Origin of the sequence: Pseudomonas sp. JH-2 (genome assembly GCF_036231725.1) — a bacterium.
GTDB lineage: Bacteria > Pseudomonadota > Gammaproteobacteria > Pseudomonadales > Pseudomonadaceae > Pseudomonas > Pseudomonas delhiensis.
On the sequence record NZ_JAZAQP010000005.1, the window covers coordinates 44,808 to 70,809 of the forward strand.

Genomic DNA, 26,002 nt, shown 5'->3' on the forward strand with positions numbered 1-26,002 from the left:
CGGCTAGCGCTGATGGGCCTGCTGTGCTGGATCGGCGCGGCAGTGGCAGCGGAAAGCCAGCTCGACGTACGTATCGACCCCGCCAACTCTGCGCTCAAGGCCAATATCGAGGCCTATGTGGGCAGCGTGGAAGGGCGCGACGAAACCGCCCTGCGACGCCTGCGCCGCACGGTCCAGCAGCAGGCCGTGCAGGCCGCCCAGGCGCTGGGCTACTACCAGGCGCGCATCCGCGCGCGGGTGCGCGGCGACGACAAGACCCCGCGCCTGCGCATCGACGTCTCGCCCGGCGAGCCGGTGAAGCTGCGCACGGTCGACATCCGCATCGAGGGCCCGGCGGCGAAGCTGAAAAGCTTCCGCACTCCCGCCGGCGATGGCCTCAAGCCCGGCGCGCAGCTCAACCACGGCACCTACGAGGACGCCAAGCGGCTGATCCAGAACCAGGCCTCGCGCTTCGGCTTCTTCCGCGGCCAGTTCACCCGCCAGCAACTGCGCGTCGACCCCGAGGCCGGGGTGGCCGACATCGAGCTGGTGTACGCCAGCGGCCCGCGCTACGCCCTGGGCGCGGTCAGCTTCAGCGGCGACTTCCCCTTCGACGAGGAACTGCTGCGGCGCATGGTGCCCTTCCACCAGGGCGAGGCCTACGACTCCGAACTCATCGCCGACCTCAACCAGGCCCTGCAGTCCAGCGGCTACTTCGACGGCGTGCGCGTCGACGCATCGCCCCTGCAGGCCAAGGGCGAGAGCATTCCGGTGGCGGTCCACCTGACCGCCCGCAAGCCGCGTTCCCTGGGCGTCGGCCTGGGCTTCTCCACCGACGTGGGGCCGCGCGCCAAGTTCAGCTGGACGCGCCACTGGGTCAACCCCCAGGGCCACAGCCTGGGCACCGAAGCCGAAGTCTCGGGGCCGCGGCAGAACGTCGGCGCCTGGTACGAGGTGCCGCTGGACCCGCCGCTGACCGACAAGCTGCGTTTCACCACCGGCTACCAGAACGAAGACCTGGTGGACACCGAGAGCAAGCAGTTCACCATCGGCGGCGAATGGCTGCGCAAGCTGCCCAGCGGCTGGCAGCGCTCCTTCTCCCTGGGCTGGCTGCACGAGGAATACCTGCTGGGCGACGACTCGGGCAACAGCAGCTTCCTCATGCCCGGCTTCGGCTATTCCATCCTGCACGCCGACAACAAGGTCGACCCCCACCAGGGCTACCGCCTGCAGCTGGAGACCAAGGTGGCCAAGGAGGGCCTGCTGGCCGACGCCGACCTGGCCCACGTCAGCGCGCAGGCCCGCGGGTTGACCACCTTCGCCGGCGGCCACCGCCTGCTCGGCCGCGCCCAGGTCGGCTTCATCGCCACCAACGACTATTCGAGCATCCCGCCGTCGCTGCGCTTCTTCGCCGGCGGCGACCAGAGCGTGCGCGGCTACGACTACCAGACGCTGTCGCCGAAGAACTCCCAGGGCGACCGCATCGGCGGGCGCTACATGGTCGCCGGCAGCGTCGAGTACCAGTACCCGCTGGCCGAAAAATGGCGCCTGGCGACCTTCATCGACCAGGGCAACTCCTTCAACTCGCTGGACTTCCCCTCGATCAAGACCGGCGTCGGTTTCGGCATCCGTTGGGTGTCGCCGGTGGGGCCGCTGCGCCTGGACCTGGCCGACGGCCTGGACGAGGGTGGCGGCTGGCGCATCCACTTCTCCATGGGGCCCGAGCTGTGACGCGCCTGCTGAAATACTTCCTGGCCGCGCTGCTCGGCCTGATCCTGCTGCTGGCCGTGGCGCTGTTCGCCATCCTCGGCAGCGAGGCCGGCAGCCGCTGGGCCCTGGGCCTGGTGCCGGGCCTGCAGGTGCAGGGCTATGCCGGCCGGCTGGGCGGGGCCTGGCAGGCCGAGCACCTGGCCTGGAGCGACGGCGCCACCACGCTCGAGGTCGAGCGGCCGCAGTTCGCCTGGTCGCCGGCGTGCCTGCTGCAGGGGGCGCTGTGCATCGACCGCCTGGTGGTCGAGCGCGTGCAATTGCGCCTGGCGCCGGGGCCTGCGGAACCCAGCGAAGGGCCGATCCGGCTGCCGGCGCTGAAGCTGCCGCTGGCGGTGCGCCTGGGCGAAGTGCGCCTGGGCAGCTTCCTGCTCGATGGCAACGAACAGGTCAGCAACGTCCAGGCCAGCGCCCACTGGGAGGCCGACGGCCTGCACATCGACGCCCTCAAGGCCGCCCGCGGCGACTTCGCCGTGGACCTGAGCGGGCTGCTCGTCCCCCAGGGCAACTGGCCGCTGCAGGCTCAGGGCAGCCTGCGCCTGCCGGCGCCCGGCGAGCAGCCCTGGGCATTGAAGCTGCAAGCCAAGGGCGAACTGCTCGGCCACCTATTGCTGGAGGCCGACAGCAGCGGCTACCTGCAAGGCCACCTGAGCGGCGACCTGCAACCGCTGGCGGAGAACCTGCCGGCCAGCGCGAAGATCACTGCCGACGGCTTCCGCGGCGCAGCGGACCTGCCCGACACCCTGGTGCTGAACAAGGTGCTGCTGCAGGCCAGGGGCGACCTGGCCGCCGGCTACCAGGTCAGCGGCTCGGCGGTGCTGCCGGGGGAGGGCGGCGACGTCGCCCTGGCCCTGCAGGGCCGCGTCGACGCCAAGGGCGCGGACATCGCCGCGCTGAACCTCAGCGCCGCGCCGGAACAGCGCCTGGGCCTGAGCGGCCGCCTCGACTGGCAGGAGGGCTTCGCCGCCGACGCCAGGCTGGACTGGCTGGACTTCCCCTGGCTGCGCCTGTACCCCATGGAGCCGCCGCCGGTGGCCATGCACCGCCTGCAGGCCGACCTGCAGTACCGCGACGAGGCCTACCTGGGCAACTTCGCCGCCGAGCTCAGCGGCCCGGCCGGGGCCTTCCAGCTGAGCAGCCCGGTGTCCGGCAACCTCGCCGAGGTGCACCTGCCGTCGCTGCAGCTCACCGCCGGCCAGGGCAAGGCCGAGGGCAGCCTGGGCCTGAAGTTCGCCGGCAGCCTGGCCTGGGACGCGCAACTGAAGCTGAGCGATCTCGACCCGGCCTACTGGGTGGCCGAGCTGCCGGGCACGCTGGCCGGCCCGCTGAGCAGCCAGGGCAGCTACAAGGATGGCGTGCTCGCCCTGCAGGCCAACCTCGACCTGCAGGGGCGCCTGCGCGGCCAGCCGGCGGTTTTCAAGACCGCCGCCAACGGCCAGGGCCAGAACTGGAAAGTCGACGGCCTGGAGCTGCGCCTGGGCGACAACCGCATCAGCGGCCAGGCCAGCCTCGACCAGCGCCTGGCCGGGCGCCTGGACATCGCCCTGGCGCGCCTGGGCCAGCTCTGGCCGCAATTGCAGGGCCAGCTGAACGGACGCCTCGACCTGGCCGGCAGCCTCAAGGCGCCCCAGGGCGAGCTGAGCCTCAAGGGCCAGCGCCTGGCCTTCCAGGACAACGGCGTGCGCAGCCTCGACCTCGGCGCCCGCCTCGATGCCGCCCAGCGTGGCCGCCTGGAACTGCTGGCCGACGGCGTGCGCGCCGGCGAGACGCGCTTCGGCCAGTTCAAGGCCAGCGGCCAGGGCGACCTGCAACGCCAGCAGCTCGACCTGTCCCTGCAGGGCCGCCCGCTGGTGCTGGCGCTGGGCTTCGACGGCAGCTGGAACGGCCGCGACTGGCGCGGCCGCCTGGCCAGGGGCGAGATCCAGAGCGGCGGCCAGGACTGGCGCCTGCAGCAGCCGGCGCGCCTGGAGCGCCTGGCCGACGGCCGGCTGAACCTCGGCGCGCATTGCTGGGCCTCCGGCGCGGCCAGCCTGTGCGGCGGTGAGCAGCGCCTGCTGCCGGAGCCGCAACTGCGCTGGCAACTGCGCGACTTCCCGCTGGACAGCCTGGCGCGCTGGCTGCCCGAGGACTTCGCCTGGCAGGGCAAGCTCAACGGCGAGGTCAAGCTCGACCTGCCGGCCCGCGGCCCCAGCGGCAACATCCTGCTGGATGCCGGCGCCGGCACCCTGCGCCTGAAGGAGCAGGAGCAGTGGGTCGACTTCCCGTACCAGAGCCTGCGCCTGGAAAGCCGCCTGACGCCCACGCGCATCGACAGCAGCCTGCAGTTCCACGGCAACAAGCTCGGCACCCTGGAAGCCCAGGCCGTGCTCGACCCGCGGCCGAAGAGCAAGCCGCTGACCGGCAGCTTCACCCTGGCCGGGCTGGACCTGGCGGTGGCGCGGCCCTTCGTGCCCATGGTCGAGACCCTCAAGGGCCGCCTGGATGGCAGCGGGCGCATTTCCGGCGGCCTGCTGCAGCCGCGCCTGGACGGCGAGCTGCGGCTGTCCGGCGGCGAGCTGTCCGGCGGTGACCTGCCGACGCGGGTGGCCAACCTGCAGGTGCTGGCGCGCATCGCCGGCGAGCGCGTCGACCTCAGCGGCACCTGGAGCGGCGGCGACAAGGGCAACGGCAGCCTGGGCGGCTACCTGGCCTGGAGCCAGGGCCTGGACATGGACCTGGCGCTGCGCGGCACCGACCTGCCGGTGACGGTCGAGCCCTACGCCACCCTGGAAGTCACCCCGGACCTGGCGCTGCGCATGGCCGACCAGAAGCTCAGCGTCGCCGGCAAGGTGCAGGTGCCGCGCGGGGCCATCGTCATCCGCCAGTTGCCGCCCTCGACGGTGAAGCTCTCCGACGACACCGTGATCGTCGGTGCCCCGCCCAAGGAGGCCAGCGGCACCCACCTGGCCATGGACGTGGACGTGCTGGTCGGCCAGGACAAGCTGACCTTCGAAGGCTTCGGCCTGGGCGCCGAGCTGGCCGGCCAGGTGCACGTCGGCAACGACATGGACACCCGCGGCGAGCTGAGCCTGAACAAGGGCCGCTACCGCGCCTACGGCCAGAAGCTGACCATCCGCCGCGCGCGGCTGCTGTTCGCCGGCCCCATCGACCAGCCGTACCTGGACATCGAGGCGATCCGCAAGGTCGACGACGTGGTCGCCGGCCTGCGCCTGTCGGGCAACGCCGAGCAGCCGCGCAGCGAGGTCTTCTCGGAACCGGCGATGAGCCAGGAGCAGGCGCTGTCCTACCTGGTCATGGGCCGCCCGCTGTCCACCGGCGAGGACAGCAACATGCTCGGCGAGGCCGCCCTGGCCCTGGGCCTGGCCGGCAGCGCGCCGGTCACCGGCGAGGTGGCCCGGCAACTGGGCATCAAGGACTTCGAACTGGGCACCGAGGGCACCGGCAACAGCACCAGCGTGGTCGCCAGCGGCCAGCTTTCCGAGCGCCTGAGCCTGCGCTACGGCGTGGGCGTGTTCGAACCGGCCAACACCATCGCCCTGCGCTACCTGCTGAGCAAGAAGGTCTACCTGGAAGCCGCCAGCGGATTGGCCAGCTCGCTGGACATCTTCTACAAGCGCGACTTCTAAGGGCCCCCTGGTCTTCATGGCGCCTTAAGGAACACCTCGCAGACTCCCGCTGCCGCCGGCCAGGGCGGCAGTGATGGGGAGTCGTCATGCGTTTCGAACAGATCCGGACCCACCTGCTGGAGTTCCTCAACAAGGGCCTGCCCGCCCGGCAGCTGCGCCGGCTGGTGCTGCTCGACCTGCTGCGTGGTTCGGCGGCCGGACGCCAGGCCCCGGCGCAACTGGCCCAGGGCCTGCTGGAGTGGTCGGTGCTGGAGCCGCAGGCGCTGTTCGAACGGCTGGGCAGCCGCCGCGAGGGCCTCAGCGAGGCCGAGGCCGCCGAGCGCCGCGACAGCGTCGGACTCAACGAGGTCGACCAGGCGCGCCCCATGCCCTGGTGGACGCACCTGTGGCTGTGCTACTGCAACCCCTTCAACCTGCTGCTCAGCGTGCTGGCGCTGGTGTCGCTGTTCACCGGCGACAGCCCGGCGGCGGTGGTGATCGGCGCCATGGTGGGCATTTCCACCCTGCTGCGCTTCGTCCAGGAGAAACGCTCCAACGACGCCGCCGAGCAGCTCAAGGCCATGGTCAGCAACACCGCCACCGTGTTCCGCTGCGCGGAGGGCGGGCAGGGCTCGGCGCAGCGCCTGGAGGTGCCGATCCGCCAACTGGTGCCCGGCGAGGTGCTGTGGCTGTCGGCCGGCGACATGGTGCCGGCGGACGTGCGCCTGTTCAGCGCCAAGGACCTGTTCGTCAGCCAGGCGGCGCTCACCGGCGAGTCGCTGCCGGTGGAGAAGTTCGCCCAGGTCCGCGACGCCCGCCAGGGCAACCCGCTGGAGCGCGACAGCCTGTGCTTCATGGGCACCACCGTGGTCAGCGGCTCGGCCCGCGCGGTGGTGGTCGGCACCGGCGCGCAGACCTATTTCGGCTCGCTGGCCGAGCGGGTGATCGCCAGCGACCACACGCCCACCGCCTTCCAGGCCGGGGTCAACAAGGTCAGCTGGCTGCTGATCCGCTTCATGCTGGTGATGGCGCCCATCGTGTTGCTGCTCAACGGCTTCACCAAGGGCGACTGGCTGCAGGCGGCGCTGTTCGCGCTGTCCATCGCCGTCGGCCTGACCCCGGAAATGCTGCCGATGATCGTCACCTCGACCCTGGCCAAGGGCGCGGTGGCGCTGAGCCGGCGCAAGGTCATCGTCAAGCGCCTGGACGCCATCCAGAACTTCGGCGCCATGGACATCCTCTGCACCGACAAGACCGGCACCCTGACCCAGGACCGCATCGTCCTGGAGCGCCACACCGATGCCTTCGGCGAGGTGGAGGACCGCGTGCTGCAGCTGGCCTTCCTCAACAGCCACTACCAGACCGGGCTGAAGAACCTGCTGGACGTGGCCGTGCTCGAACACGTGGAACTGCGCCAGGCGCTGCGGGTGGACAGCCGCTACCGCAAGGTCGACGAAATCCCCTTCGACTTCGCCCGCCGGCGCATGTCGGTGGTGGTCAGCGAGCGCGACGACCACCACCTGCTGATCTGCAAGGGGGCCCTGGAGGAAGTGCTGGCGGTGTGCACCTCGGTGCGCGAGCGCGAAGGCGTCGAGCCGCTGACCGGCGAACGCCTGGCGTGCATCCGCGCGGTGGCCGAGGCGCTCAACCAGGACGGCCTGCGGGTGGTCGCGGTGGCCACCCGCGAGCTGCCGCCCAACCGCGACACCTACGGCCTGGCCGACGAGCAGGGGCTGTGCCTGGACGGCTACATCGCCTTCCTCGACCCGCCCAAGGAGACCACCGCCCCGGCCCTGCGCGCCCTGGCCGCCAACGGCGTGGCGGTGAAGGTGCTGACCGGCGACAACGAGCGGGTGACGCTGAAGGTCTGCCGCGACGTCGGCCTGGCGGTCGACGGCGTGCTGCTGGGCCCGCAGCTGGACGACATCGACGACGCCGCGCTGGGCGAGCTGGCCGAGCGCACCACGCTGTTCGCCAAGCTGACGCCGACGCACAAGGAACGCCTGGTCCGCGTGCTGCGCGAGCGCGGCCACGTGGTGGGCTTCCTCGGCGACGGCATCAACGACGCCCCGGCGCTACGCACCGCGGACATCGGCATCTCGGTGGACTCGGCGGTGGACATCGCCAAGGAGGCGGCCGACCTGATCCTCCTGGAGAAGAGCCTGATGGTGCTGGAGGAGGGCGTGGTGGAGGGGCGGCGCACCTTCGCCAACATGCTCAAGTACATCCGCATGACCGCCAGTTCCAACTTCGGCAACGTGTTCAGCGTGCTGGTGGCCAGCGCCTTCATCCCCTTCCTGCCGATGCTGCCCATGCAACTGCTGGTGCAGAACCTGCTGTACGACATCTCGCAGATCGCCATCCCCTTCGACGGCGTGGACGCCGAGCAGCTGAGCCGCCCGCAGCAGTGGAACCCCGACGGCCTGGGGCGCTTCATGGTGTTCTTCGGGCCGCTCAGCTCGATCTTCGACATCACCACCTTCCTGCTGCTCTGGCACGTGTTCGGCGCCAACGCCCCGGCGCACCAGGCGCTGTTCCAGTCCGGCTGGTTCGTCGAGGGGCTGCTCTCGCAACTGCTGGTGGTGCACATGATCCGCACCCGGCGCATCCCCTTCCTGCAGAGCCGCGCCTCCTGGCCGCTGCTGGCGATGACCGCGGCCATAGGCGCGCTGGCGATCTTCCTGCCGATGGGGCCGCTGGCGCGCTACTTCCACATGCAGCCGCTGCCGGCGGGCTACTGGCCGTGGCTGGTGGCGATACTGCTGGGCTACATGGGCCTGACCCAGGCGGTGAAGGGCTGGTTCGCGCTGCGGTATGGGTGGTCGTAGGGTGCGGGTACCGCGGGCTCTCGTAGGAGCGAGCTTGCTCGCGAAGGGGGTTCTGTCGGGGGAGTTTGGTGTTGTGCCGAAGAGCGCCCTCTCCCTAACCCTCTCCCTGAAGGGAGAGGGGACCGTTGGGCAGGGTTGGGTGTTCTGGAGTTAGCCGGCAAGCACGTAATTCAAGGTTGAAGCCATGACTTATCTCGGCACGGACTAGCCCCCTCTCCCTTCAGGGAGAGGGCTGGGGAGAGGGAAAGGCGCTCACCCCAAAACACCGTAGCGACAGGTGAACACCCTTCGCGAGCAAGCTCGCTCCTACGAAATCCCAAATCCCCAACCCAACCCCGCGACCCACCTCAGCGCAACATCGCCTGCACCTGCTCCGGCTGCAGCGCCTCGTCGAAAAAGCGCTGGGCGTCGCCGATCAGGTTGCGGTGGATGGCCACCCGGTCCACCCCTTCCGCGTCCTTGCACAGGCCCGGGGTGGCTGCGGTTTCCTCGTCGTTGCAGGGGGCCATGAAGACGAAGTGGCCGGCGCCCAGCAGCACGTGGAAGTCGGCGCTGCGCGGCAGCTTGCGGGCCAGGGCGGCGGCGTTGCGCGTCCAATCCAGCACCTTGTCGTTGTCGCCGCTGTAGATCAGCACCGGGATGTTCACGTCGGCCAGCTCGCGGCTGCCGAACATCAGCCCCAGCGGCGCCAGCAGCATCGCCGCGCCCACCCGCGGGTCGGCCATGGGCGCCAGGTCGCTGCGGTCGGCCAGCAGCTCGCCGCCGGCGCTGCAGGCGTCGCGGTCGTCCGGGCGCTGCGTGCAGTAGCGGCGCAGGCGCTCCAGGCGCGGCTGGGCGCCGGCGAGGATCAGCGCCGTCTCGCCGCCGGCGGAGTAGCCGATCACGCCGATGCGCCGTGGGTCCAGCAGCGGTGCCAGGCGTTCGTCGGCCAGGGCCGCGCTGATGGCTTCGGAGACCTGCAGCGGGCGGCCGTAGAGGTTGCTCAGGGCGCCCAGGCGGCTCTGGTCGTGGAGGTTGTCGCCGGGGTGCACCAGGGTGATGACCACGAAGCCGCGCCGGGCCAGGGCCAGCACCAGGTCGCGCAGGGCCAGCGGGGTGCCGCCGTTGCCGTGGGAGATGACCAGCAGCGGGTGGCGCCCGGCCACCGCCGGGGCTTCCTCGGCCAGCGGCAGGGTGAACAGGCCGAGGGTGGTGGGCGAAACCGCGGCCCGCGTCGGGTAGAAGGCGATGGCGCGCATCGGCCGGTGGTCCAGCGGGTCGTCGAGGGTCAGGCGATGGAAACCGACGTTCAGCGTCTGGGCGCTGGCCGCCAGTGAGAAGATCAGTAGCAGAACGCAACAGACGAATCGCCCCGACATGGTGCTCTCCACCCCCAACGCAGCCTCTGGATCGGGCGTTGCCGTGCGCCTGGGCGCGGCCGGCCGCCACGGTGAGGACATCCCCTGCATGGTACGCGCCAATTTCGCTTGCGCGCGGGCGGCGGATCGACGGTGGGGGGAAGGGCGTTGCGGGGGAGGGGCGCAGGGGATGCCGGCGTGGCATCCCCTGGCGGGGGCGTCAGACGATCACGCCCTGGCTGCGCAGGTAGTCGTCGTAGCTGCCGCTGAAGTCGGTCACGCCGTTCTCCGACAGCTCGATGATGCGGGTGGCCAGGGAAGACACGAACTCGCGGTCGTGGCTGACGAAGATCAGCGTGCCCGGGTAGTTCTCCAGGGCCAGGTTGAGCGCCTCGATGGACTCCATGTCCAGGTGGTTGGTCGGCTCGTCCATCAGCAGCACGTTGGGCTTCTTCAGGATCAACTTGCCGAACAGCATGCGGCCCTGTTCGCCCCCGGAGATCACCTTCACCGACTTCTTGATGTCGTCGTTGGAGAACAGCATGCGCCCGAGGGTGCCGCGCACCAGTTGCTCGCCGCCCTGGGTCCACTGGGCCATCCAGTCGAACAGGTTGTAGTCCTCTTCGAAGTCCTCGGCGTGGTCCTGGGCGAAGTAGCCGACGTCGGCGCTGTCGGTCCACTTCACTTCGCCGGCCTGCGGCGGCATTTCGCCGACCAGGGTGCGCAGCAGGGTGGTCTTGCCGATGCCGTTGGGGCCGATGATGGCGATGCGCTCGCCGGCTTCCACCTGCAGGCTCAGGTTCTTGAACAGGGGCACGCCGTCGAAGCCCTGGCTGACGTTCTCCAGGGTCACCGCCTGGCGGTGCAGCTTCTTGAACTGCTCGAAGCGGATGAAGGGGCTGACGCGGCTGGACGGCTTGACCTCTTCCAGCTGGATCTTGTCGATCTGGCGCGCGCGGCTGGTGGCCTGCTTGGCCTTGGAGGCGTTGGCCGAGAAGCGGCTGACGAAGGTCTGCAGCTCGGCGATCTGCGCTTTCTTCTTGGCGTTGTCCGACAGCAGGCGCTCGCGAGCCTGTTCGGCCGCGGTCATGTACTCGTCGTAGTTGCCCGGGAACAGGCGCAGCTCGCCGTAGTCCAGGTCGGCCATGTGGGTGCAGACGCTGTTCAGGAAGTGGCGGTCGTGGGAAATGATGATCATGGTGCTGTTGCGCGCCGTGATGACGTTTTCCAGCCAGCGGATGGTGTTGATGTCCAGGTGGTTGGTCGGCTCGTCGAGCAGCAGCAGGTCCGGGTCGGAGAACAGCGCCTGGGCCAGCAGCACGCGCAGCTTCCAGCCCGGGGCCACGGCGCTCATCGGGCCGAAGTGCTGGTCCAGGGGAATGCCCAGGCCCAGCAGCAGCTCGCCGGCGCGGGACTCGGCGGTGTAGCCGTCGAACTCGGCGAATTGCACCTCCAGCTCGGCCACGGCCATGCCGTCGTCCTCGCTCATTTCCGGCAGGGCGTAGATGCGGTCGCGCTCGGCCTTGACCTTCCACAGTTCCTCGTGGCCCATTATCACGGTGTCGATCACCGTGAAGTCCTCGTAGGCGAACTGGTCCTGGCGCAGCTTGCCCAGGCGCACGTTGCTTTCCAGCATGACCTGGCCGGAGGAGGGCTCCAGCTCGCCACCGAGGATCTTCATGAAGGTGGACTTGCCGCAGCCGTTGGCGCCGATCAGGCCGTAGCGGTTGCCGTTGCCGAACTTGACGGAGACGTTTTCGAACAGCGGCTTGGCGCCGAACTGCATGGTGATGTTGGCGGTGGAGATCAAGGGCTTTACCTATCAATGACTTGCGAGCCGCTGGGCCAGTGTTGGCAGCGGGCCGATACCAATTCGATACCAATCTGGGTTTCCGGGGCCCGGATTTGCGTGGGCGCCGGTGCATCCAGCGGACGTGCGCGAAGAGCAGCATCTGGACGCGATGTCCAAGCTGTTGCGCTTAAAGGGCGGGGTTCATGCCGGACAGGCCGCGGATTGTCGCATAGATGGGCCTGTCCTTGCATGGCCGGTCGTGCCGGACGGGGCTAATCCGGTGTCTGTTTCTCGAAGGCGGCCTCGGCCTCCAGGCTCTGCCGGTCGCGCCCCACGGTGGCGACGGCGAGCGCCTTGCCGTCGAGCCAGTAGGTCGCCCGGCAGTCGTGGGCCGCAGGGTCGCCGTCGACGTCGATGCGGTCCCAGCGCTCGGCGTGGCCGACGTAGTTGATGCCGACGTCGTACTGCTGCGTCCAGAAGAACGGCACTGCCGTGTAGCGCTCCTGGTGGCCGAGGATGTTGCGCGCCGCCACCAGGGCCTGGCGCTCGGCGACCGCCCAGTGCTCCACGCGGATCGCCTCGCCGGTGCGGGCGTCCGGCCAGCGGGCGATGTCGCCCACGGCGTAGACGTCCGCGGCGCTGGTGCGCAGCCAGGCGTCCACCAGCACGCCCTTGTCCAGGCGCAGGCCGGCGTCGCGGGCCAGGTCCAGCTCGGGGCGGGCGCCGATGCCGACCACCACCAGGTCCGCCGGCAGTGTCGCGCCGTTGGCCAGCCGGACCTGCTGCGCCTCGATCGCCGTGACCCCGGTGCCGAAATGGAAGACCACGCCGTGGGCCTCGTGCAGGGCCCGGAGCATGTCGCCCAGGGCCTCGCCGAGGACGTGCTCCATGGGCCGCGCACCTGGCGCCACCACCTGTACCTCCAGGCCGCGGGCGCGCAGCGAGGCGGCCACCTCCAGGCCGATGAAGCCGGCGCCCACCACCACGCAGCGGCGGGCCGTGGCGCAACGGGCGATCAGCTCGTCGCAGTCGGCGAGGCTGCGCAGCACGCGGACGTGGGGCAGGTCGGCGCCGGGCACGTCCAGGCGCGCCGGCGCGGAGCCGGTGGCCAGCACCAGGGCGCCGTAGTCCAGTTCCTCACCGCTGGCGAGGGTCAGCTTCTTGTGCGCAGTGTCGATGTGGCTGACGCGGGTGTCGCAGCGCAGTTCGATGCGCTGGCTGGCGTAGAAGTCCGCCGGGCGCAGCGGCAGCCAGGCGGGGTCGGCGCTGCCGGCCAGGTAGTCCTTGGACAGGTTGGGCCGGTCGTAGGGCGCGGCCGGGTCGGCGCTGAGCAGGGTGATGGGCCCGTCGTAGCCCTCGTGGCGCAGGCCCAGGGCCGCCGCGTTGCCGGCTGCGCCGCCGCCGACGATCACCACCGAGGCCGGTGCCTGCGCGCCGACCGGCAGGTCCGCCGCGGGGGTGGGCAGGGGGGCGCCGACGTAGGCCTTGCCGTCGCGGCAGTCCACCTGCCAGCGCGGCAGGTCGTCCAGTGCCGGCGGGCCCAGCAGGCGCCCGTCGCGCAGGCGGAAGCAGGCGTGGTGCCAGGGGCAGCGCAGGGTGTCGCCGTCGACCAGGCCCTCGGCCAGGGGCGCGCCGTAGTGCGGGCAGGTGGCGCCTATGGCGTACAGCTGGCCGGCCTGGCGCACCAGCAGCGCCGCTTCGCCGCCGACCTGGCCGGCGAGCGGGCTGCCTTCGACGATGTCCGCCAGGGGCACGCCCTGGGCGAAGTCGGGGCCGGGTGGGGACGATGGATGGTCGCTCATCGCTTGTTCCTCGTCTTTTCCTGAAGGTCACCGCTTCAGGATAGCCCCCGGCGCCCGGGCGCACGCCTACGCTCGTCGAGGCGCGGTCAGGCCGCGTGCTCCTTGCCCTGGCCTGCGCGCACGTCGAAGGCGCCGCCGGTGAGCACGCCGTCGACCGTCACCCGGCCCTTGCCCGGCAGCAGCGGGAACACCAGTTCGGCGAAGCGGTAGGCTTCCTCCAGGTGCGGGTAGCCGGACAGCACGAAGCTGTCCACGCCCAGCGCGGCGTACTCCAGCAGGCGCGCCGCCACGGTCTGCGGGTCGCCCACCAGGGCGGTGCCGGCGCCGCCGCGCACCAGGCCGACGCCGGCCCAGAGGTTGGGGGCGACTTCCAGGCGCTTGCGGTCGCCGCCGTGCAGCGCCGCCATGCGCCGCTGGCCTTCGGAATCCATCTTCGCGTAGTTGGCCTGGGCCGCGGCGATGGTGGCGTCGTCCAGGTGGCTGATCAGTTCCTCGGCGGCGGCCCAGGCCTTCTCGTTGGTCTCGCGCACGATCACGTGCAGGCGCACGCCGAAGCGCACCGTGCGGCCGTGGCGGGCGGCGCGCTGGCGCACGTCGGCGATCTTCTCGGCCACCGCCGCCGGCGGCTCGCCCCAGGTCAGGTAGGCGTCGACGTGCTTGGCCGCCAGCTCGTGGGCGGCGGGGGAGGAGCCGCCGAAGTACAGCGGCGGGTAGGGCTGCTGCACGGGCGGGAAGAAGTTCTGCGCGCCGCGCACCTGCAGGTGCTTGCCGTCGTGGTCGACGGTCTCGCCGCCGAGCAGGCGCCGCCAGATGTCGAGGAACTCGTCGGAGGCCTCGTAGCGTTCGTCGTGGGAATAGAACACGCCGTCGGCGGCCAGCTCGGTGGCGTCGCCGCCGGGCACCACGTTGAGCAGCAGGCGGCCGCCGCTGGCCTGGTCGAGGGTGGCCGCCTGGCGCGCCGAGGCGGTGGGGTTGCCCAGGGACGTGCGCAGCGCCACCAGCAGCTTGATGCGGCGGGTCACCGGCACCAGGCTGGCGGCGGTCACCCAGGGGTCGAGGCAGCTGGCGCCGGTGGGGATCAGCAGGCCGTCGTAGCCGAGCTGGTCGGCGGCCACGGCGATCTGCCGCATGTATTCGTTGGTCGCCGGCCGGCCGCTGCCGGAATGGCCCAGGTAGCGGGTGTCGCCGGAAGTGGGCAGGAACCAGAAGATATCCAGGCTCATGAAGGTGTCCTCGTTGCCATCGTCGAAAGGAAGGGGCGTTGCCCCGGGAATGCACGCGTGGCGGTGAGTCTTGTAGGTGGGAGGGCTCGCCGCGGAAAAGGCAAGCCCTGTGCCAGCGCCGGGATTCGCGGCCTGCAGCCCGCCACGGCGGCGGCGGGCTGTTGCTGGGCGGGCAAAGTGTTGATCCGCTGTTGTCTGGGCAACAGCTGGCGGGTCAGAACTTCCAGGCGTAGCCGACGCCGAGGATGTCCTGGCTCATCTTCAGGTCGGCCTCGCCGCCGCCGAAGGCCGGGTCGATGGAGCCGCTGCCCTTGACCTTCTCCTCGAAGCCGTGGGTGTAGGCCAGGCTCAGCTCGTTGTCCGCCGACGGGCTCCAGGTCAGGCCGAGGCTGGCGTGGTCCCGGATCACCCCGGGAGCGAGGATGTTGAGGAAGGTCTGGCTGCTCGGCACCGGCTGTTCGGCATGGCTGTAGCCGCCGCGCACGGTCAGCTGCGGGCTCAGCTGGTAGCTGGCGGAGAACTTGTACACGGTGATGTCGCGCCAGCCGAAGCCGGGGCCGTTCTTCGAGCCGAGCTGGTTGCCGGCGAACAGCTGCTGTGCGTCGAACGGGTTGCCCACCGAGGTCACGTGGCCGTACTTGATCTCCTGCACGTCGGCGCCCAGGGTCAGGCGCGGAGTCAGCTTGTAGGACAGGCCGGCGCCGTAGTTCTCCGGCACGTCGAAGCTGCCGCCGTCGGCGAACAGGCCGGCGTAGCGGTCGAACTTGTCGGCCTTGATCTTCGAGGCCCAGGTCAGGCCCAGGGTGAGTTCGTCGGTCAATTGGCCCTGCCAGCCCAGGCGCACGCCGACGCCGGTGGAGCTGTCGTGGTCGCGGTCGTCGAGGTTGCCCGGGTCGCTGGAGAACATCGGGTTGGCGAAGGCGCTCAGGCCCTTGCTGGCGAAGCGCTGGTAGACGATGTTCAGCGCGGCGCCGAAGGACTGCCGCTCGCTGAAGCGGTAGGCCACCGAGGGGGTGAGGAACACCTGGCTGAAGTCCACCCCGGCGCTGCCGCGGCTGCCGAAGGCGGCGTAGGGGTTGCGCCGGTAGTCGGTGTTCATGCCGCCGTTGCCGTACACCGCCAGGCCCACGCCCAGGCGCTCGTTGAGCTGCTTGCTGACGCCGAACTCGGGGATCAGGAAGAGGTTGCGCGCGTTGCCGTTGTAGTGGCCGTTGGCGCCGGCGCCGTTGCCCTCGATGCTGGCGCTGCGGTCCGGGGCGAACAGGCTCGCGCCCAGGTCCAGGCGGTCGCCGATCCAGGCGGTGCCGGCCGGGTTGTTGGCGGCGGCGAGGGCGTCCTGCGGTTGGGCGATGCTGACCCCGGCCTGGCCCTGTGCCTTGATCCCGTAGCCGTGGAAGAAATAGCCGTTGGTGGCCTGGGCCGCCGGGCTGGCGAGCCCGCCCAGGGCCACCAGGCCGAGCAGCAGACGTGACTGGACTTGCATGAATCGACACTCCCCATGGCGAGGCGGCACCTTGCCGCCTGAAGAGATGTCAATTTAATAGAATGTATAATATCTAACTATAATATTAATTTATTTTAATATTCCTTTCGGCAATATGAAGACGTCAGGGTTGCGGGCAGTAGAGCAGGTAGAGGGTGCTCAGCAGGTGCAGTACCTTGGGGTCCTTCACCGAGTAGAAGATGCGCTTGCCGTCGCGGCGGGTGTCGACCAGGCCTTCGCTGCGCAGCACGCCGAGTTGCTGCGAGAGGTTGGGTTGCTGGATGCCCAGGAGTTCCTCCAGCTCACCCACCGAGCGTTCGCCCTGGCTCAGCTGGCAGAGCAGCATCAGGCGGTCCGGGTGGCTCAGGGAGCGCAAGGTGGTGGCGGCCTCGGCGGCGGCCTGGCGCATCTGCTGGATATCCATGGGGCCCTCGGTGGGTGGAAGAGGCGGGCAGTATAGGGAAAGCGCCGGCTGGCACAAATCGCCGGCCGGTTCGCCGGAGCGGAGGCGGGCCGCTGCTGGCGAACAGTATAGGAAAATTGAAAGTCTTGGTGTGGGCTCAGCCTTGCCGCGGGGCCGTCCGCGCCGCTTCGACGAGGGCGGCCAGCTGGGCCGAGCGCTGCCGCAGCCAGGCCAGCGCGTTCTGGAACAGCGGGTGCCAGGAAGGGCCCGGCGCTTGCGCCAGGGGCTGCCAGAAGAAGGCGAAGTCGTGGCCGCCATCGTCCTCGGCGCGGTGTGTCCAGCGCTCCGGCAGGGCCTGGGCCGCCTGGCACAGCTGGAAGGACCAGACCTGGCCGGCGAAGCCGCTGTCCCAACTGCCGAGTTCGGCCAGCACCCGCGCGTCGGCGATTCCGCTTTCCTCGCGCAATTCGCGCAGCGCCCCCGCGGCCGGGCATTCGCCGGCCTCCAGGGTGCCCTTGACCAGCTGCAGGCCGGCCAGCGGGTGGTGGAAGGCCAGCACCTGCAGTTCGTCACATTGGCGCACGAGCACCGGGCAGGCCTTGTTGGGCGCCTCGCGCAGCACTTCGATGCGCAGGAAACCCTCGCTGGCCTGCGGTGCCTCGAAGCGGGCGTGCACGCTGCGGATGGCTGCTTCCGGCACCCGGTGGTCCTCGCGGCGCGCGCGGTTGCGCGCCAGGGCCAGTTCCAGGGCGGTGTCGAGCCATACGGCCACCACCGGCACGCCGTGGCGCGCGGCGGTTTCCAGGGCCTGGCGGCGATGCGCGGCGCCGGGCAGGGCGGCGTCGAAGAAGTACGCGGTGTCGCCCAGCGCGGCGGCGTGACGCTGCACCCAGGCGGTCTTGCCGCCGCCCTGCACGCCGATCACCAGGAATAGCGTGCTGCCGGCCGGGGCGCTGGCCAGCGCGCGGTCCAGTGCGGCGTAGGCCTGGCGCCAGGCCAGGGCGCTGCGCTCGGGGGTGTAGAGGCGGCCGCCGGGCGTTTCCAGGAAGTGGTCGGGATTGATGTGGCGGCTGTGGTTGTGGCTGTGGCTGTTCATGGCGAGGGGATATCCGTGCGGGGGCCGTTGGCTGGCCGAGCACTATAAAGGCGGCCGCGCCCCGGCGATAAATGGCGCGAAGGCATTTTCATGTACCGGCGAAAGCGTGTGGCAGGGGACAGGCGAGGCGGCAGGAAAATCTTCGGGCCTGTTTAGAATGTTTATTCACTACGGTTATTTGCTTAGTTCTGCAGGCAATATCCATGTTGTCTGTTTGGAGGTCATGGAATCTTCTTTGCCTGCAATGACGGAAATAAAGAAGCGATAACGAACGAGTGCTCCACTGGATATCCGTTTCCCCGAGGGCCGGCGAAGCAATCCGCCGCTGCCCCGCCAGCTTGTCCGCCCCCTCCGTCGGCCTAGAATCGCAGCCATTCGCAGTTATCCATTCCATCCAGTTCAGGGAGATACCAAGATGATGAATGCCATGCAGATGCCGATGAACGCCAACCCGATGATGCCGATGATGGGCATGCCGATGATGATGGCGACCCTGCAGTGCGAAATGCAGGACGACGGCATGATGTGCAAGATGATGCCGGCCATGGGCATGGACGCGGCCATGTTCCGCAACAACGCCGAAATGATGGCGATGATGATGAACTGCGGCATGCCGATGATGATGCACTGCGGCAACATGTCGATGATGTGCATGTCCCAGACCGGCATGGCGATGATGCCGATGATGGGCATGATGAACATGATGCCGATGATGATGGGCATGCCCATGCCGTCGATGAAGTGCATGATGGAGTGCTCCATGCAGGGCGACGCCATGATGTGCAAGATGATGCCGATGCAGGGCATGAACATGGAGATGTTCAAGAACTGCTGCATGCTGATGAACAAGATGATGGAATGCGGCATGCCGATGATGATGAGCTGCAACGGCATGCCGATGATGTGCTGCACCTGCTGATCGCGGCGCGCTGAACGGGAAAGGCCCGGTGGGGAAACCCGCCGGGCCTTTCGTTTTGCGCCGCCGCCTCAGTCCAGGCGTTCGGCGTAGGTGGTGACCAGGTAGGCCACGGCCTCGCTGTCGGCCGGGTTGCGGTAGCTGTGCGCCTGGTCGGCATAGAACAGGATGGAGTCGCCGGTGCCGAGCAGGAAGCGCTCCTCGTTCACCGCGATCTCCAGCACGCCCTGGGCCACCACCAGGTTCTCCTGGGTGCCGGGGGCGTGGCCGGCGGAGTGCTCGATGGCCAGGCCGGCCAGGCGCAATTCGTAGAATTCCACCTGGCGCGAGACGTCGAAGGGGAAGAGCGCGCGGCTGACGAAGGCGCCGTCGCCGCTGACCAGGCGCTTGCTCTCGCGCGCCGGCAGCAGGGCCACGCCGTCGAAGGCGCGGTCGTCGAGGAAGGCCGCCACCGAGACCTTCAGGCCCTGGGCGATCTTGCACAGCACCTTGATCGAGGGGACGCTGCGCCCGGACTCGATCTGCGCCAGCATCGCCCGGCTCACCCCGGACAGCCGCGCCAGGCCGTCGAGGGAGAGGTTGCGCTTGCCGCGCAGGCGCAGCAGGTTGTGCGCCACGCGCTGGCCGATGGGGTCGCCGGCGGCCGCCGGGGCGGCCTCCAGGCCCGCCTCGGTGGCGTCGGTGGAAAGCGGCAGGCCCATGTTCAGGCCTCGCGGATGCCGCTGTCGCGCTGCTGCTGCACCCATTGGGCGGCACCGAAGCCGGCGCGGCTCGCGTACATCGCCCACATCAGCTCGGCCATGCGGCGTGCCTGGCGGCGCGTGCGGTAGCGGGCGAGGTCGATGACGTTGTCGGTGCGGTCCATGGCGACTCCTGGGAGGCTTGGCGTTGAAGATGGGGGCTAGCCTAGCTGGGGTTGTGTTAGAACCATAAATACTGAGTTTTCATTTGTTAAGCATTTATTGGTCTAAGTGCTTTGGCCTCGACAGGGTGTCCGGTCGCCATGACGTTTGGATCGAGCGCCCCACGAAGAACAGCGAGGTCGCAATCGTTTGCTGCTTAAGTCTTCCACTGAGCCTGGTGAGTATCGCTTGACGCCTTATCTTTATTGGTTACGATTGGTTTTTAATCGAAATGACTAACTCTGCCCAGGAGGCACTTGACATGGCCACGACTTACAAGACTCGCTCGGTCACCGCTCACGTTCCCGTCGAACTGGCGGAGCGCGTGGACGAAATCGCCGAGCGCCTGGAACGCTCGAAGAACTGGATCGTCAAGCAGGCCTTGTCCGCCTGGCTAGACCAGGAGGACGAGCGTAGCCGCTTGACTCGCGAGGCCCTGGCCGATGTGGATGCCGGCCGGGTAATCGATCATCAGTCCGTCCAGGCCTGGGCGGAGAGCCTGGACTCCGACACACCGCTACCGCTGCCGGTACCGCGCTGATGGCGTTGCAGTGGACGAGCAAGGCTTTGTCCGATCTGGCACGGCTCCACGAGTTTCTCGCTCCGGTGAATCGGTCTGCGGCGGCCCGTACCGTCCAGCAACTGGTCGCCGCGCCGGCTGTCTTACTGACCAACCCACGTCTCGGTGAGCGCCTGGATGAGTTCGTGCCGCGTGATGTCCGGCGGCTTCTGGTTGGCCATTACGAGATGCGCTACGAGATACGGGGCTCCGACCTCCATCTGCTTCGTGTATGGCATACCCGCGAAGAGCGCTGACGGTTGGCCTAGGCTGAAAGCAACCCACGCCACCGCCAGGAGCCACCCATGAGCCTTCGCCCCTTCCACCTCGCCATCCCCGTCCACGACCTGCCTGCCGCCCGCCGCTTCTATGGCGAGGTGTTCGGCCTGGAGGAGGGCCGCTCCAGCGCCCAGTGGGTGGACTTCGACTTCTACGGCCACCAGTTGGTGATCCACGAGCACCCGCGCACCGCATCCCAGGAAAGCGCCCATTGCAACCCGGTGGACGGCCACGACGTGCCGGTGCCGCACTTCGGCATCGTGCTCGACTGGGCGCAGTGGGAGGCGCTGGCCGAGCGCCTGCGCGGGTTCGACGTGCGCTTCGTGATCGAGCCCTACGTGCGCTTCAAGGGCCAGGTGGGCGAGCAGGCGACGATGTTCCTCCTCGACCCCTGCGGCAACGCCCTGGAGTTCAAGGCGTTCAAGGACATCGGCCAGTTGTTCGCCAAGTAGCTCAGGGCAGCAGGCGCGGAAGGCTGCCGGGCATGCAGGGCACGCCGGCAACCGCCGATGCTTCTGCGACCGAACGGGTCGTTCTCGCGTGGAGGCCTTGCCGCCTTCAGCGCTCCGGCGGGTTCAGCCGGGTATCCAGGGCGAAGGCCTCCTGGCTGACCAACTCGTAGGCGCCCTTGGCCAGGGCCGGGCTGAGCAGCAGGTTCCAGCAGTGCGGCACCACCGCCGAGGGGATGAGGATGAACGGGTGGGCGTCGAGCAACTCGTTGCCGAACAGCTGTTGTCCATGGCTGGGGATGCCGGGCACCAGCCAGTTGCGGTTCGGCAGGCTGCCCGGCTCGACGCGCAGTACCCGGGCGGGGTCGAGGATACGCGCGCAGGTCAGCACGTGGGGCACCCGGTCCAGCGCGGCGAAGCCCTTGTGCACCGCCACCTCGAGGATGGCCGTGGCGGCGTCCGCGCTGGCGTACACGGCGCGCACGCCCCTGGAGTTCCAGCGCCCGCCGGCCAGTTCGGCGCCGATGCCGCTGTCCCAGCCGTCGGCGTGTTCGCGGCGGTCCAGGCGCCAGAGGTACAGCTCGCCGTTCCCTGGCAATGGCTGCATCAGTAGACCCCGTAGTCCAGGCGGGTGAGGAAGTCGTCCACCAGTTCGAAACCGACCTGGGTAGTCAGCAGGTCTACCGGCGCATGGCCCTCCAGGCCCAGGGCCGGGGCCATCAGCCAGTCCACCGCGGCGCGGCGCGAACCCATCACCTCCTCGGCGCGGCTGAGCACCTTGGCGAGGCGCCAGGCGCTGCTGCTCTGCTCGGCGGACAGCGGTTCGGGGTGCTTGAGGCGGCGCTGCAGGGTGCGCTCGGACATGCCGATAAGCTTGATGAAGGCCTGCTTGTCCAACTCCAGGGACTCGGCGAAGGCGATCACCACGTCCGACGGCAGGCCGCGCTCGATCATCTCGTGCACTTCGAACACGCTGCTGGCGTGGGGCCCCTTGTCGCCATAGAGCAGGCGCAGCGGCCGGTCCGGGTCCTGGGGGAGGCGATGGCGGTTGTCATTGCCGAGGTTCATGGCGCGGCGCTCCTGTTTTTTGCCATATGGCGAGAATTTACCGCCAGGTGGCGTGAATGACCAGTGAAACTGGCCGAACGGTCGCCGGCCCTTGCGCACTGGCTAGTCCCATTGGACGATCTTCCGCCGCCGGGGCCAGGCCATCGATCTCGACGCTTTCCTCGCGGGGTGCCGCGTGCGCATGGCCAACGACAAGCTTCCGCGGCGCGCCATGGTCCTGGATGGGTTGCCGCTGAAAGCCACCGGCAGGCGGGAGAGGGGGCCGTTCGGTATGGGCGGGGAGTCCAGCGTTAGGGTAGGGCGAATAACCGTTCGCGGTTATCCGCCGTCGGCCACTGCGCCTATGTCCACGAACGATGGCGGATAACGCCCTACGGCCATGCGGCATCGACGGCCGCTATCCCGCGACCCGCAGCCAGATCGCCGAGGCGTCGTCGCTGGCCTTGAAGCGCGGGTAGCGCAGGCACGCCGCGTCGTCCCGCTCGATGCCGCGCAGTTCTTCCGCCAACGGCCCCAGGCCGTGGGCGAGCACGCGGGCGACCAGGCCGGCGGCGTTGTAGGCGCCGTAGGTGTCGAACAGTGCGGCGAAGCCATCGCTCATCAGCAGCAGGTCGTCGCCCCGGGCCAGGGGCGCACGGGCCAGGCGCAGGCCAGCCCTGGCCTGCGCGGCATCCACCCCCAGCACGGCCTTGGGCCGTTCGCGGGCGGCGCGGCGGTCGGCCAGCACATGGGGCGCACGCACGCCGCCGGCACCGGCGCCGGGGCCGAGGGCGGCGGCTTCGGCGAGTTCCTCCGCACGGTTCGGTTCGGGTGTGAGGAAGGCCACGCCGGCGGCGCTGCGGTGGATCACCGCACAATCGCCGAGGAAGCCGCAGGCAAGGCTGTCGCCCTCTATCGCCACCGCGGCGAAGGAGGCGCGCGGCAGCTCCCAGGCGGCGACCGGCTCGCGGCGGCGGTCGCGCCGGTAGGCGTCGGCGACCACCTCGAACATGCCTTCGCACAGGTTCGCGAGGGTGCCGGAGGCCGCGGCGAAAGCCCGGTGCGCGGACGCGGCCAGCCAGGCGGCGCCACCGCGCTCGCCCAGCAGGCCCGGCGCGCCGAGGTCGGTCGCACCGTCGATGATCCAGGCATGCCGCTCGGCGCAGCCGATGCGGTCGTCGTTGGGAACCTCCGCCTTGCCGGCGAGGCTGAGGACCTGGAGCAGATCGAGGTGCATGGGCAGGGGGGCTCCCGTGAAGCGTTGGTCTCTGGTGGCCGCTGCCGGCCGAGGACAGAGCCTGTCAGCCGCGCGACGCGCTGTCCACCCTGCGTGGCTTGCATTCCGGGTTCGCTATGTAGAACTCTATACGGCGAACCCCGAGGACTTCGCAGAGAGCGCCCGAATGAATACCGCCGTGCACGCCAAGGAAGCCGTAGGCGCGAACTACGCGCTGGAACTGATGAAATACGCCCAGGCCCGCACCTGGGAGGCCGTGGATGCCATCGCCGCGGCCATCCGCCCGGGGATGAGCGAGTCCCAGGCCACCGCCATCGGCAAGCAGGTGCTCGCCGAGCTGGGCATGGAGCGCATCTGGCACCCGTTGCTGATCCGCTTCGGCGCCAACACCCTGAAGACCTTCAAGCAACGCTCCGACGGCGACCCGCTGCTGGGCGAGAACGACATCTTCTTCATCGACATGGGTGTGGTCTGGCGCGGCCACGAAGGCGATGCCGGGGCCACCTTCGTGGTTGGCGACGACCCTGAGATGACAGCCTGCGCGGCAGCGGCCAGGGAGTTGTTCCTGCACGTCGAGGCGCACTGGCGGGAAACCCGCTGCAGCGGCGTGGCGCTGTACGACTTCGCCCATGCCCGGGCCCAGGCGCTGGGCTGGAAGCTCAACCTGGACATCAAGGGCCACCGCGTCAGCGACTTCCCCCATGCCATCTACCGCGCCGGCGACCTGGGCGACTACGCCGAGCACCCGGGCGGCGGGCTGTGGATCCTGGAAATCCAGATCGCCCACCCGGACAAGCCCTACGGGGCCTTCTACGAAGACCTGCTGGCCTGACGCGGAGGCGCCATGAGCGAAGTCGTGCTGCTGTTCTCCTACGGCACCCTGCAGGACAGGGCCGTGCAACTGGCCAGCTTCGGCCGCGAACTCCAGGGCCGGGCGGACGCCCTGGTCGGCTACCGCCAGGACCTGGTGGAGATCACCGATGCCGCCGTGCTGGCCACCAGCGGCAAGCGCTACCACCCCATCGTCCGCTACAGCGGCGTGGCCGGCGACCGGGTGCCGGGCACGGTCTTCGAGATCACCCCGCAGGAACTGCTCGCCGCGGACGCCTACGAGGTGGCCGACTACCAGCGTGTCGGCGCCGAGTTGCAGTCCGGCCTGCGGGCCTGGGTCTACGTGCAGGCCTGATACGCCTTCGCGGCGCTCCGTTTCCCTGGGGTTCTGTTCCTGCGTTCCAGGAGGTTTCCCATGAGCAACGGCGTTGCAACCACCCCTTCACCGTCTGGGCAGCGACCGCGCCGAGCACCACGGCGGCCACGCTGGAGTTCTGCGCCCGCCACCGGATACTGCCGCGGGTCGAGCACTTCCCCATGAGCCGGGTCAACGAGGCTATCGAACACCTGCGCAGCGGCAAGACCCGCTACTGCATCGTGCTCGACGCCGGCAAGTGACGTGATGGGCGCGGCCCGCCGTGGCCGCGCTCGGTCTTGCGCCGCCAGCCGCTGCGCTTCGAGTCCCGACTGCCCCGCAAAGGTATCCCGGCGGACGCCTTCGTTCGACAGGGAAGGGCACCCCGGGGTTGCCTTGAACATATGGAAATTCGTATATTCGGTTTTCCATATGTTCTGGCGCCCACCATGCTCACGCCCCCCGAAGTCTTCAAGTGCCTGGCCGACGAGACCCGCACCCGCGCCACCCTGCTGATCGCCGAGCAGGGCGAGCTGTGCGTCTGCGAGCTGATGTGCGCGCTGGGCGACAGCCAGCCCAAGGTCAGCCGCCACCTGGCGCAGCTGCGCACCGCCGGGCTGCTGCTCGACCGCCGCCAGGGGCAGTGGGTGTACTACCGGCTCAACCCCGTTCTGCCCGCCTGGGTCCACGAGGTGCTGCGCGTCACCCTGCAGGCCAACGCCGACTGGCTGAAGGAAAGCGCCGCCCGCCTGCGCGACATGGATGGCCGCCCCGTGCGCGCCAGCTGCTGCTGACCCCTCCCGGAACCCGCCTCGATGCTGCTCGCCGCTGCCGTCTTCCTGTTCACCCTCGTCCTGGTCATCTGGCAGCCCAGGGGCCTGGGCGTCGGCTGGAGCGCCAGCGCCGGCGCGCTCGTCGCCCTGGCCCTGGGCGTGGTGTCGCTGCACGACATCCCCAGCGTCTGGGCCATTGTCTGGAACGCCACCGCCACCTTCATCGCGGTCATCGTCATCAGCCTGCTGCTGGACGAGGCCGGCTTCTTCGCCTGGGCGGCGCTGCACGTGGCGCGCTGGGCGGGCGGCAGCGGCCGGCGCCTGTTCGCCTTCTGCGTGCTGCTGGGCGCCGCCGTTTCCGCGCTGTTCGCCAACGACGGGGCAGCCCTGATCCTCACCCCCATCGTCATTTCCATGCTGCTGGCGCTGCGCTTCCCGCCGGCGGCGACCCTGGCCTTCGTCATGGCCGCCGGCTTCATCGCCGACACCGCCAGCCTGCCGCTGGTGGTGTCGAACCTGGTGAACATCGTCTCCGCCGACTATTTCGGCCTGGGCTTCGCCGAGTACGCCGCGGTGATGGTGCCGGTGAACCTGGCCAGCGTCGCCGCGACGCTGCTGGTGCTGTACCTGTTCTTCCGCCGCGACCTGCCGCAGCGCTACGCAGTGGACCAGCTGCAGGCGCCGCGGGAGGCGATCCGCGACCCGGCCACCTTCGCGGTCGGCGCCTGGATGCTGCTGGCGCTGCTGCTCGGGCTGTTCGCCCTGGAGCCGCTGGGTATCCCGATCAGCGCGGTGGCGGCGCTGTGCGCGGCGGTGCTGTTCGCCGTCGCCGCCCGTGGCCAGGTGATTTCCACCCGTCGGGTGCTGCGCGAGGCGCCCTGGCAGGTGGTGGTGTTTTCCCTGGGCATGTACCTGGTGGTCTACGGCCTGAAGAACGCCGGCCTCACCGACTTCCTCACCCGCGTGCTGGACGGCCTGGCGGGGCAGGGCGTGTGGGCCGCGGCCCTGGGTACCGGCCTGCTGTCGGCGCTGCTGTCCTCTGTCATGAACAACATGCCCAGCGTGCTGGTGGGGGCGCTGGCCATCCAGGCCGGCGCAGCCGGGGGCGTGGTCCGCGAGGCGATGGTCTACGCCAACGTCATCGGCTGCGACCTGGGGCCGAAGATCACCCCGATCGGCAGCCTGGCCACGCTGCTCTGGCTGCACGTGCTGGCGCGCAAGGGCATCCGCATCACCTGGGGCTACTACTTCAGGGTCGGCATCCTGCTGACCCTGCCGGTCCTGCTCGTCACCCTCTCGGCCCTGGCCCTGCGCCTGGCCTTCCGATAGCCGCCCGGCG

23 protein-coding genes and 1 pseudogene are annotated in these 26,002 nt (G+C 69.5%); 12 read left to right on the top strand and 12 right to left on the bottom strand.

The genetic code is table 11. The annotated features are described in order from the left end of the window. The first annotated feature begins 12 nt into the window (after positions 1-12). The 3 genes from VV867_RS05015 (at position 13) to mgtA (ending at position 8,179) form a co-directional block, all read left to right on the top strand. Complete coding sequence (locus tag VV867_RS05015) at positions 13-1,710, top strand: autotransporter assembly complex protein TamA (RefSeq protein WP_442965002.1); 1,698 nt, start codon at positions 13-15, stop codon at positions 1,708-1,710. After that, the gene (locus VV867_RS05020) at positions 1,707-5,372 is read left to right on the top strand and encodes a translocation/assembly module TamB domain-containing protein (protein WP_328565769.1); all 3,666 of its coding nucleotides are present in this window, start codon (positions 1,707-1,709) and stop codon (positions 5,370-5,372) included. Before VV867_RS05015 ends, VV867_RS05020 begins: the two co-directional genes overlap by 4 nt. A gap of 86 nt (positions 5,373-5,458) precedes the next feature. Then, entirely contained in the window at positions 5,459-8,179 is a 2,721-nt protein-coding gene (gene mgtA / locus VV867_RS05025) for a magnesium-translocating P-type ATPase (RefSeq protein ID WP_328565770.1), read from the top strand. Between the two features lie 347 nt (positions 8,180-8,526). Here mgtA and VV867_RS05030 read toward each other — a convergent pair whose 3' ends face one another. From VV867_RS05030 to VV867_RS31130, 7 genes are all read right to left on the bottom strand, one after another. After that, positions 8,527-9,537, bottom strand: a complete 1,011-nt coding sequence (locus VV867_RS05030) for an alpha/beta hydrolase family protein (RefSeq protein ID WP_328565771.1) — start codon at positions 9,535-9,537, stop codon at positions 8,527-8,529. 199 nt (positions 9,538-9,736) lie between these two features. Then, positions 9,737-11,326 carry an ABC-F family ATPase gene (locus VV867_RS05035; protein ID WP_109934966.1) on the bottom strand — a complete coding sequence of 530 codons (1,590 nt, stop codon included), beginning with the start codon at positions 11,324-11,326 and terminating at the stop codon, positions 9,737-9,739. 254 nt (positions 11,327-11,580) lie between these two features. After that, complete coding sequence (locus VV867_RS05040; protein WP_328565772.1) at positions 11,581-13,110, bottom strand: FAD-dependent oxidoreductase; 1,530 nt, start codon at positions 13,108-13,110, stop codon at positions 11,581-11,583. Between the two features lie 86 nt (positions 13,111-13,196). Beyond that, a complete protein-coding gene (gene ssuD / locus VV867_RS05045) occupies positions 13,197-14,333 on the bottom strand; it encodes an FMNH2-dependent alkanesulfonate monooxygenase (protein ID WP_109934964.1) in 1,137 nt (378 codons plus the stop codon). Between the two features lie 214 nt (positions 14,334-14,547). Beyond that, positions 14,548-15,816, bottom strand: coding sequence for an OmpP1/FadL family transporter (locus tag VV867_RS05050; RefSeq protein WP_109934963.1), 1,269 nt, complete (start codon positions 15,814-15,816; stop codon positions 14,548-14,550). Positions 15,817-15,940: 124 nt separating this feature from the next. Further along, the gene (locus VV867_RS05055) at positions 15,941-16,240 is read right to left on the bottom strand and encodes an ArsR/SmtB family transcription factor (RefSeq protein ID WP_208604341.1); all 300 of its coding nucleotides are present in this window, start codon (positions 16,238-16,240) and stop codon (positions 15,941-15,943) included. A 136-nt stretch (positions 16,241-16,376) separates the two neighbouring features. Further along, positions 16,377-17,315, bottom strand: a complete 939-nt coding sequence (locus VV867_RS31130) for an AAA family ATPase (protein ID WP_442965003.1) — start codon at positions 17,313-17,315, stop codon at positions 16,377-16,379. Between the two features lie 415 nt (positions 17,316-17,730). On the opposite strand from VV867_RS31130, the gene VV867_RS05070 reads away from it, so the two are divergent. Continuing rightward, a complete protein-coding gene (locus VV867_RS05070) occupies positions 17,731-18,234 on the top strand; it encodes a hypothetical protein (protein ID WP_081884540.1) in 504 nt (167 codons plus the stop codon). A 68-nt stretch (positions 18,235-18,302) separates the two neighbouring features. On the opposite strand, the gene VV867_RS05075 is transcribed toward VV867_RS05070, so the two are convergent. Together VV867_RS05075 and VV867_RS05080 are read right to left on the bottom strand one after the other, a co-directional pair. Beyond that, complete coding sequence (locus VV867_RS05075) at positions 18,303-18,932, bottom strand: helix-turn-helix domain-containing protein (protein ID WP_328565773.1); 630 nt, start codon at positions 18,930-18,932, stop codon at positions 18,303-18,305. Between the two features lie 2 nt (positions 18,933-18,934). After that, positions 18,935-19,096 carry a hypothetical protein gene (locus VV867_RS05080; RefSeq protein ID WP_177412081.1) on the bottom strand — a complete coding sequence of 54 codons (162 nt, stop codon included), beginning with the start codon at positions 19,094-19,096 and terminating at the stop codon, positions 18,935-18,937. Between the two features lie 299 nt (positions 19,097-19,395). On the opposite strand from VV867_RS05080, the gene VV867_RS05085 reads away from it, so the two are divergent. Genes VV867_RS05085 through VV867_RS05095 form a run of 3 tightly spaced genes read left to right on the top strand, consistent with a single transcriptional unit; the run spans position 19,396 to position 20,423 of the window. Then, entirely contained in the window at positions 19,396-19,674 is a 279-nt protein-coding gene (locus tag VV867_RS05085) for a CopG family ribbon-helix-helix protein (RefSeq protein WP_089390469.1), read from the top strand. Further along, positions 19,674-19,949, top strand: a complete 276-nt coding sequence (locus VV867_RS05090; RefSeq protein WP_328565774.1) for a type II toxin-antitoxin system RelE/ParE family toxin — start codon at positions 19,674-19,676, stop codon at positions 19,947-19,949. The genes VV867_RS05085 and VV867_RS05090 overlap by 1 nt, the downstream gene beginning before the upstream one ends. A 48-nt stretch (positions 19,950-19,997) precedes the next feature. Further along, positions 19,998-20,423, top strand: coding sequence for a VOC family protein (locus VV867_RS05095; protein WP_089390471.1), 426 nt, complete (start codon positions 19,998-20,000; stop codon positions 20,421-20,423). Between the two features lie 106 nt (positions 20,424-20,529). Here the strand turns inward: VV867_RS05095 and VV867_RS05100 are convergent, their stop codons facing one another. The 3 genes from VV867_RS05100 to VV867_RS05110 form a co-directional block, all read right to left on the bottom strand. Continuing rightward, on the bottom strand, positions 20,530-21,027 hold the full coding sequence (locus tag VV867_RS05100; RefSeq protein ID WP_328565775.1) for an RES family NAD+ phosphorylase: 498 nt from the start codon (positions 21,025-21,027) through the stop codon (positions 20,530-20,532). After that, complete coding sequence (gene parS / locus VV867_RS05105; protein WP_328565776.1) at positions 21,027-21,488, bottom strand: type II RES/Xre toxin-antitoxin system antitoxin; 462 nt, start codon at positions 21,486-21,488, stop codon at positions 21,027-21,029. Before parS ends, VV867_RS05100 begins: the two co-directional genes overlap by 1 nt. Positions 21,489-21,885: 397 nt before the next feature. Further along, positions 21,886-22,704 (bottom strand): hypothetical protein, encoded by an 819-nt coding sequence (locus VV867_RS05110; RefSeq protein WP_328565777.1) that lies wholly within the window; start codon positions 22,702-22,704, stop codon positions 21,886-21,888. 166 nt (positions 22,705-22,870) lie between these two features. On the opposite strand from VV867_RS05110, the gene VV867_RS05115 reads away from it, so the two are divergent. The 5 genes and pseudogenes from VV867_RS05115 (at position 22,871) to VV867_RS05135 (ending at position 25,992) form a co-directional block, all read left to right on the top strand. Beyond that, positions 22,871-23,536 (top strand): M24 family metallopeptidase, encoded by a 666-nt coding sequence (locus tag VV867_RS05115; protein ID WP_109934960.1) that lies wholly within the window; start codon positions 22,871-22,873, stop codon positions 23,534-23,536. A gap of 12 nt (positions 23,537-23,548) precedes the next feature. After that, positions 23,549-23,890 carry a gamma-glutamylcyclotransferase family protein gene (locus VV867_RS05120; RefSeq protein WP_328565778.1) on the top strand — a complete coding sequence of 114 codons (342 nt, stop codon included), beginning with the start codon at positions 23,549-23,551 and terminating at the stop codon, positions 23,888-23,890. 107 nt (positions 23,891-23,997) lie between these two features. Continuing rightward, positions 23,998-24,153: pseudogene (locus tag VV867_RS05125) on the top strand (alcohol dehydrogenase); the annotation flags it as partial. A gap of 186 nt (positions 24,154-24,339) precedes the next feature. Next, the gene (locus VV867_RS05130) at positions 24,340-24,684 is read left to right on the top strand and encodes a metalloregulator ArsR/SmtB family transcription factor (protein WP_328565779.1); all 345 of its coding nucleotides are present in this window, start codon (positions 24,340-24,342) and stop codon (positions 24,682-24,684) included. A gap of 21 nt (positions 24,685-24,705) precedes the next feature. Then, positions 24,706-25,992 carry an arsenic transporter gene (locus VV867_RS05135; RefSeq protein ID WP_328565780.1) on the top strand — a complete coding sequence of 429 codons (1,287 nt, stop codon included), beginning with the start codon at positions 24,706-24,708 and terminating at the stop codon, positions 25,990-25,992. The last annotated feature ends 10 nt before the right edge of the window (positions 25,993-26,002 follow it).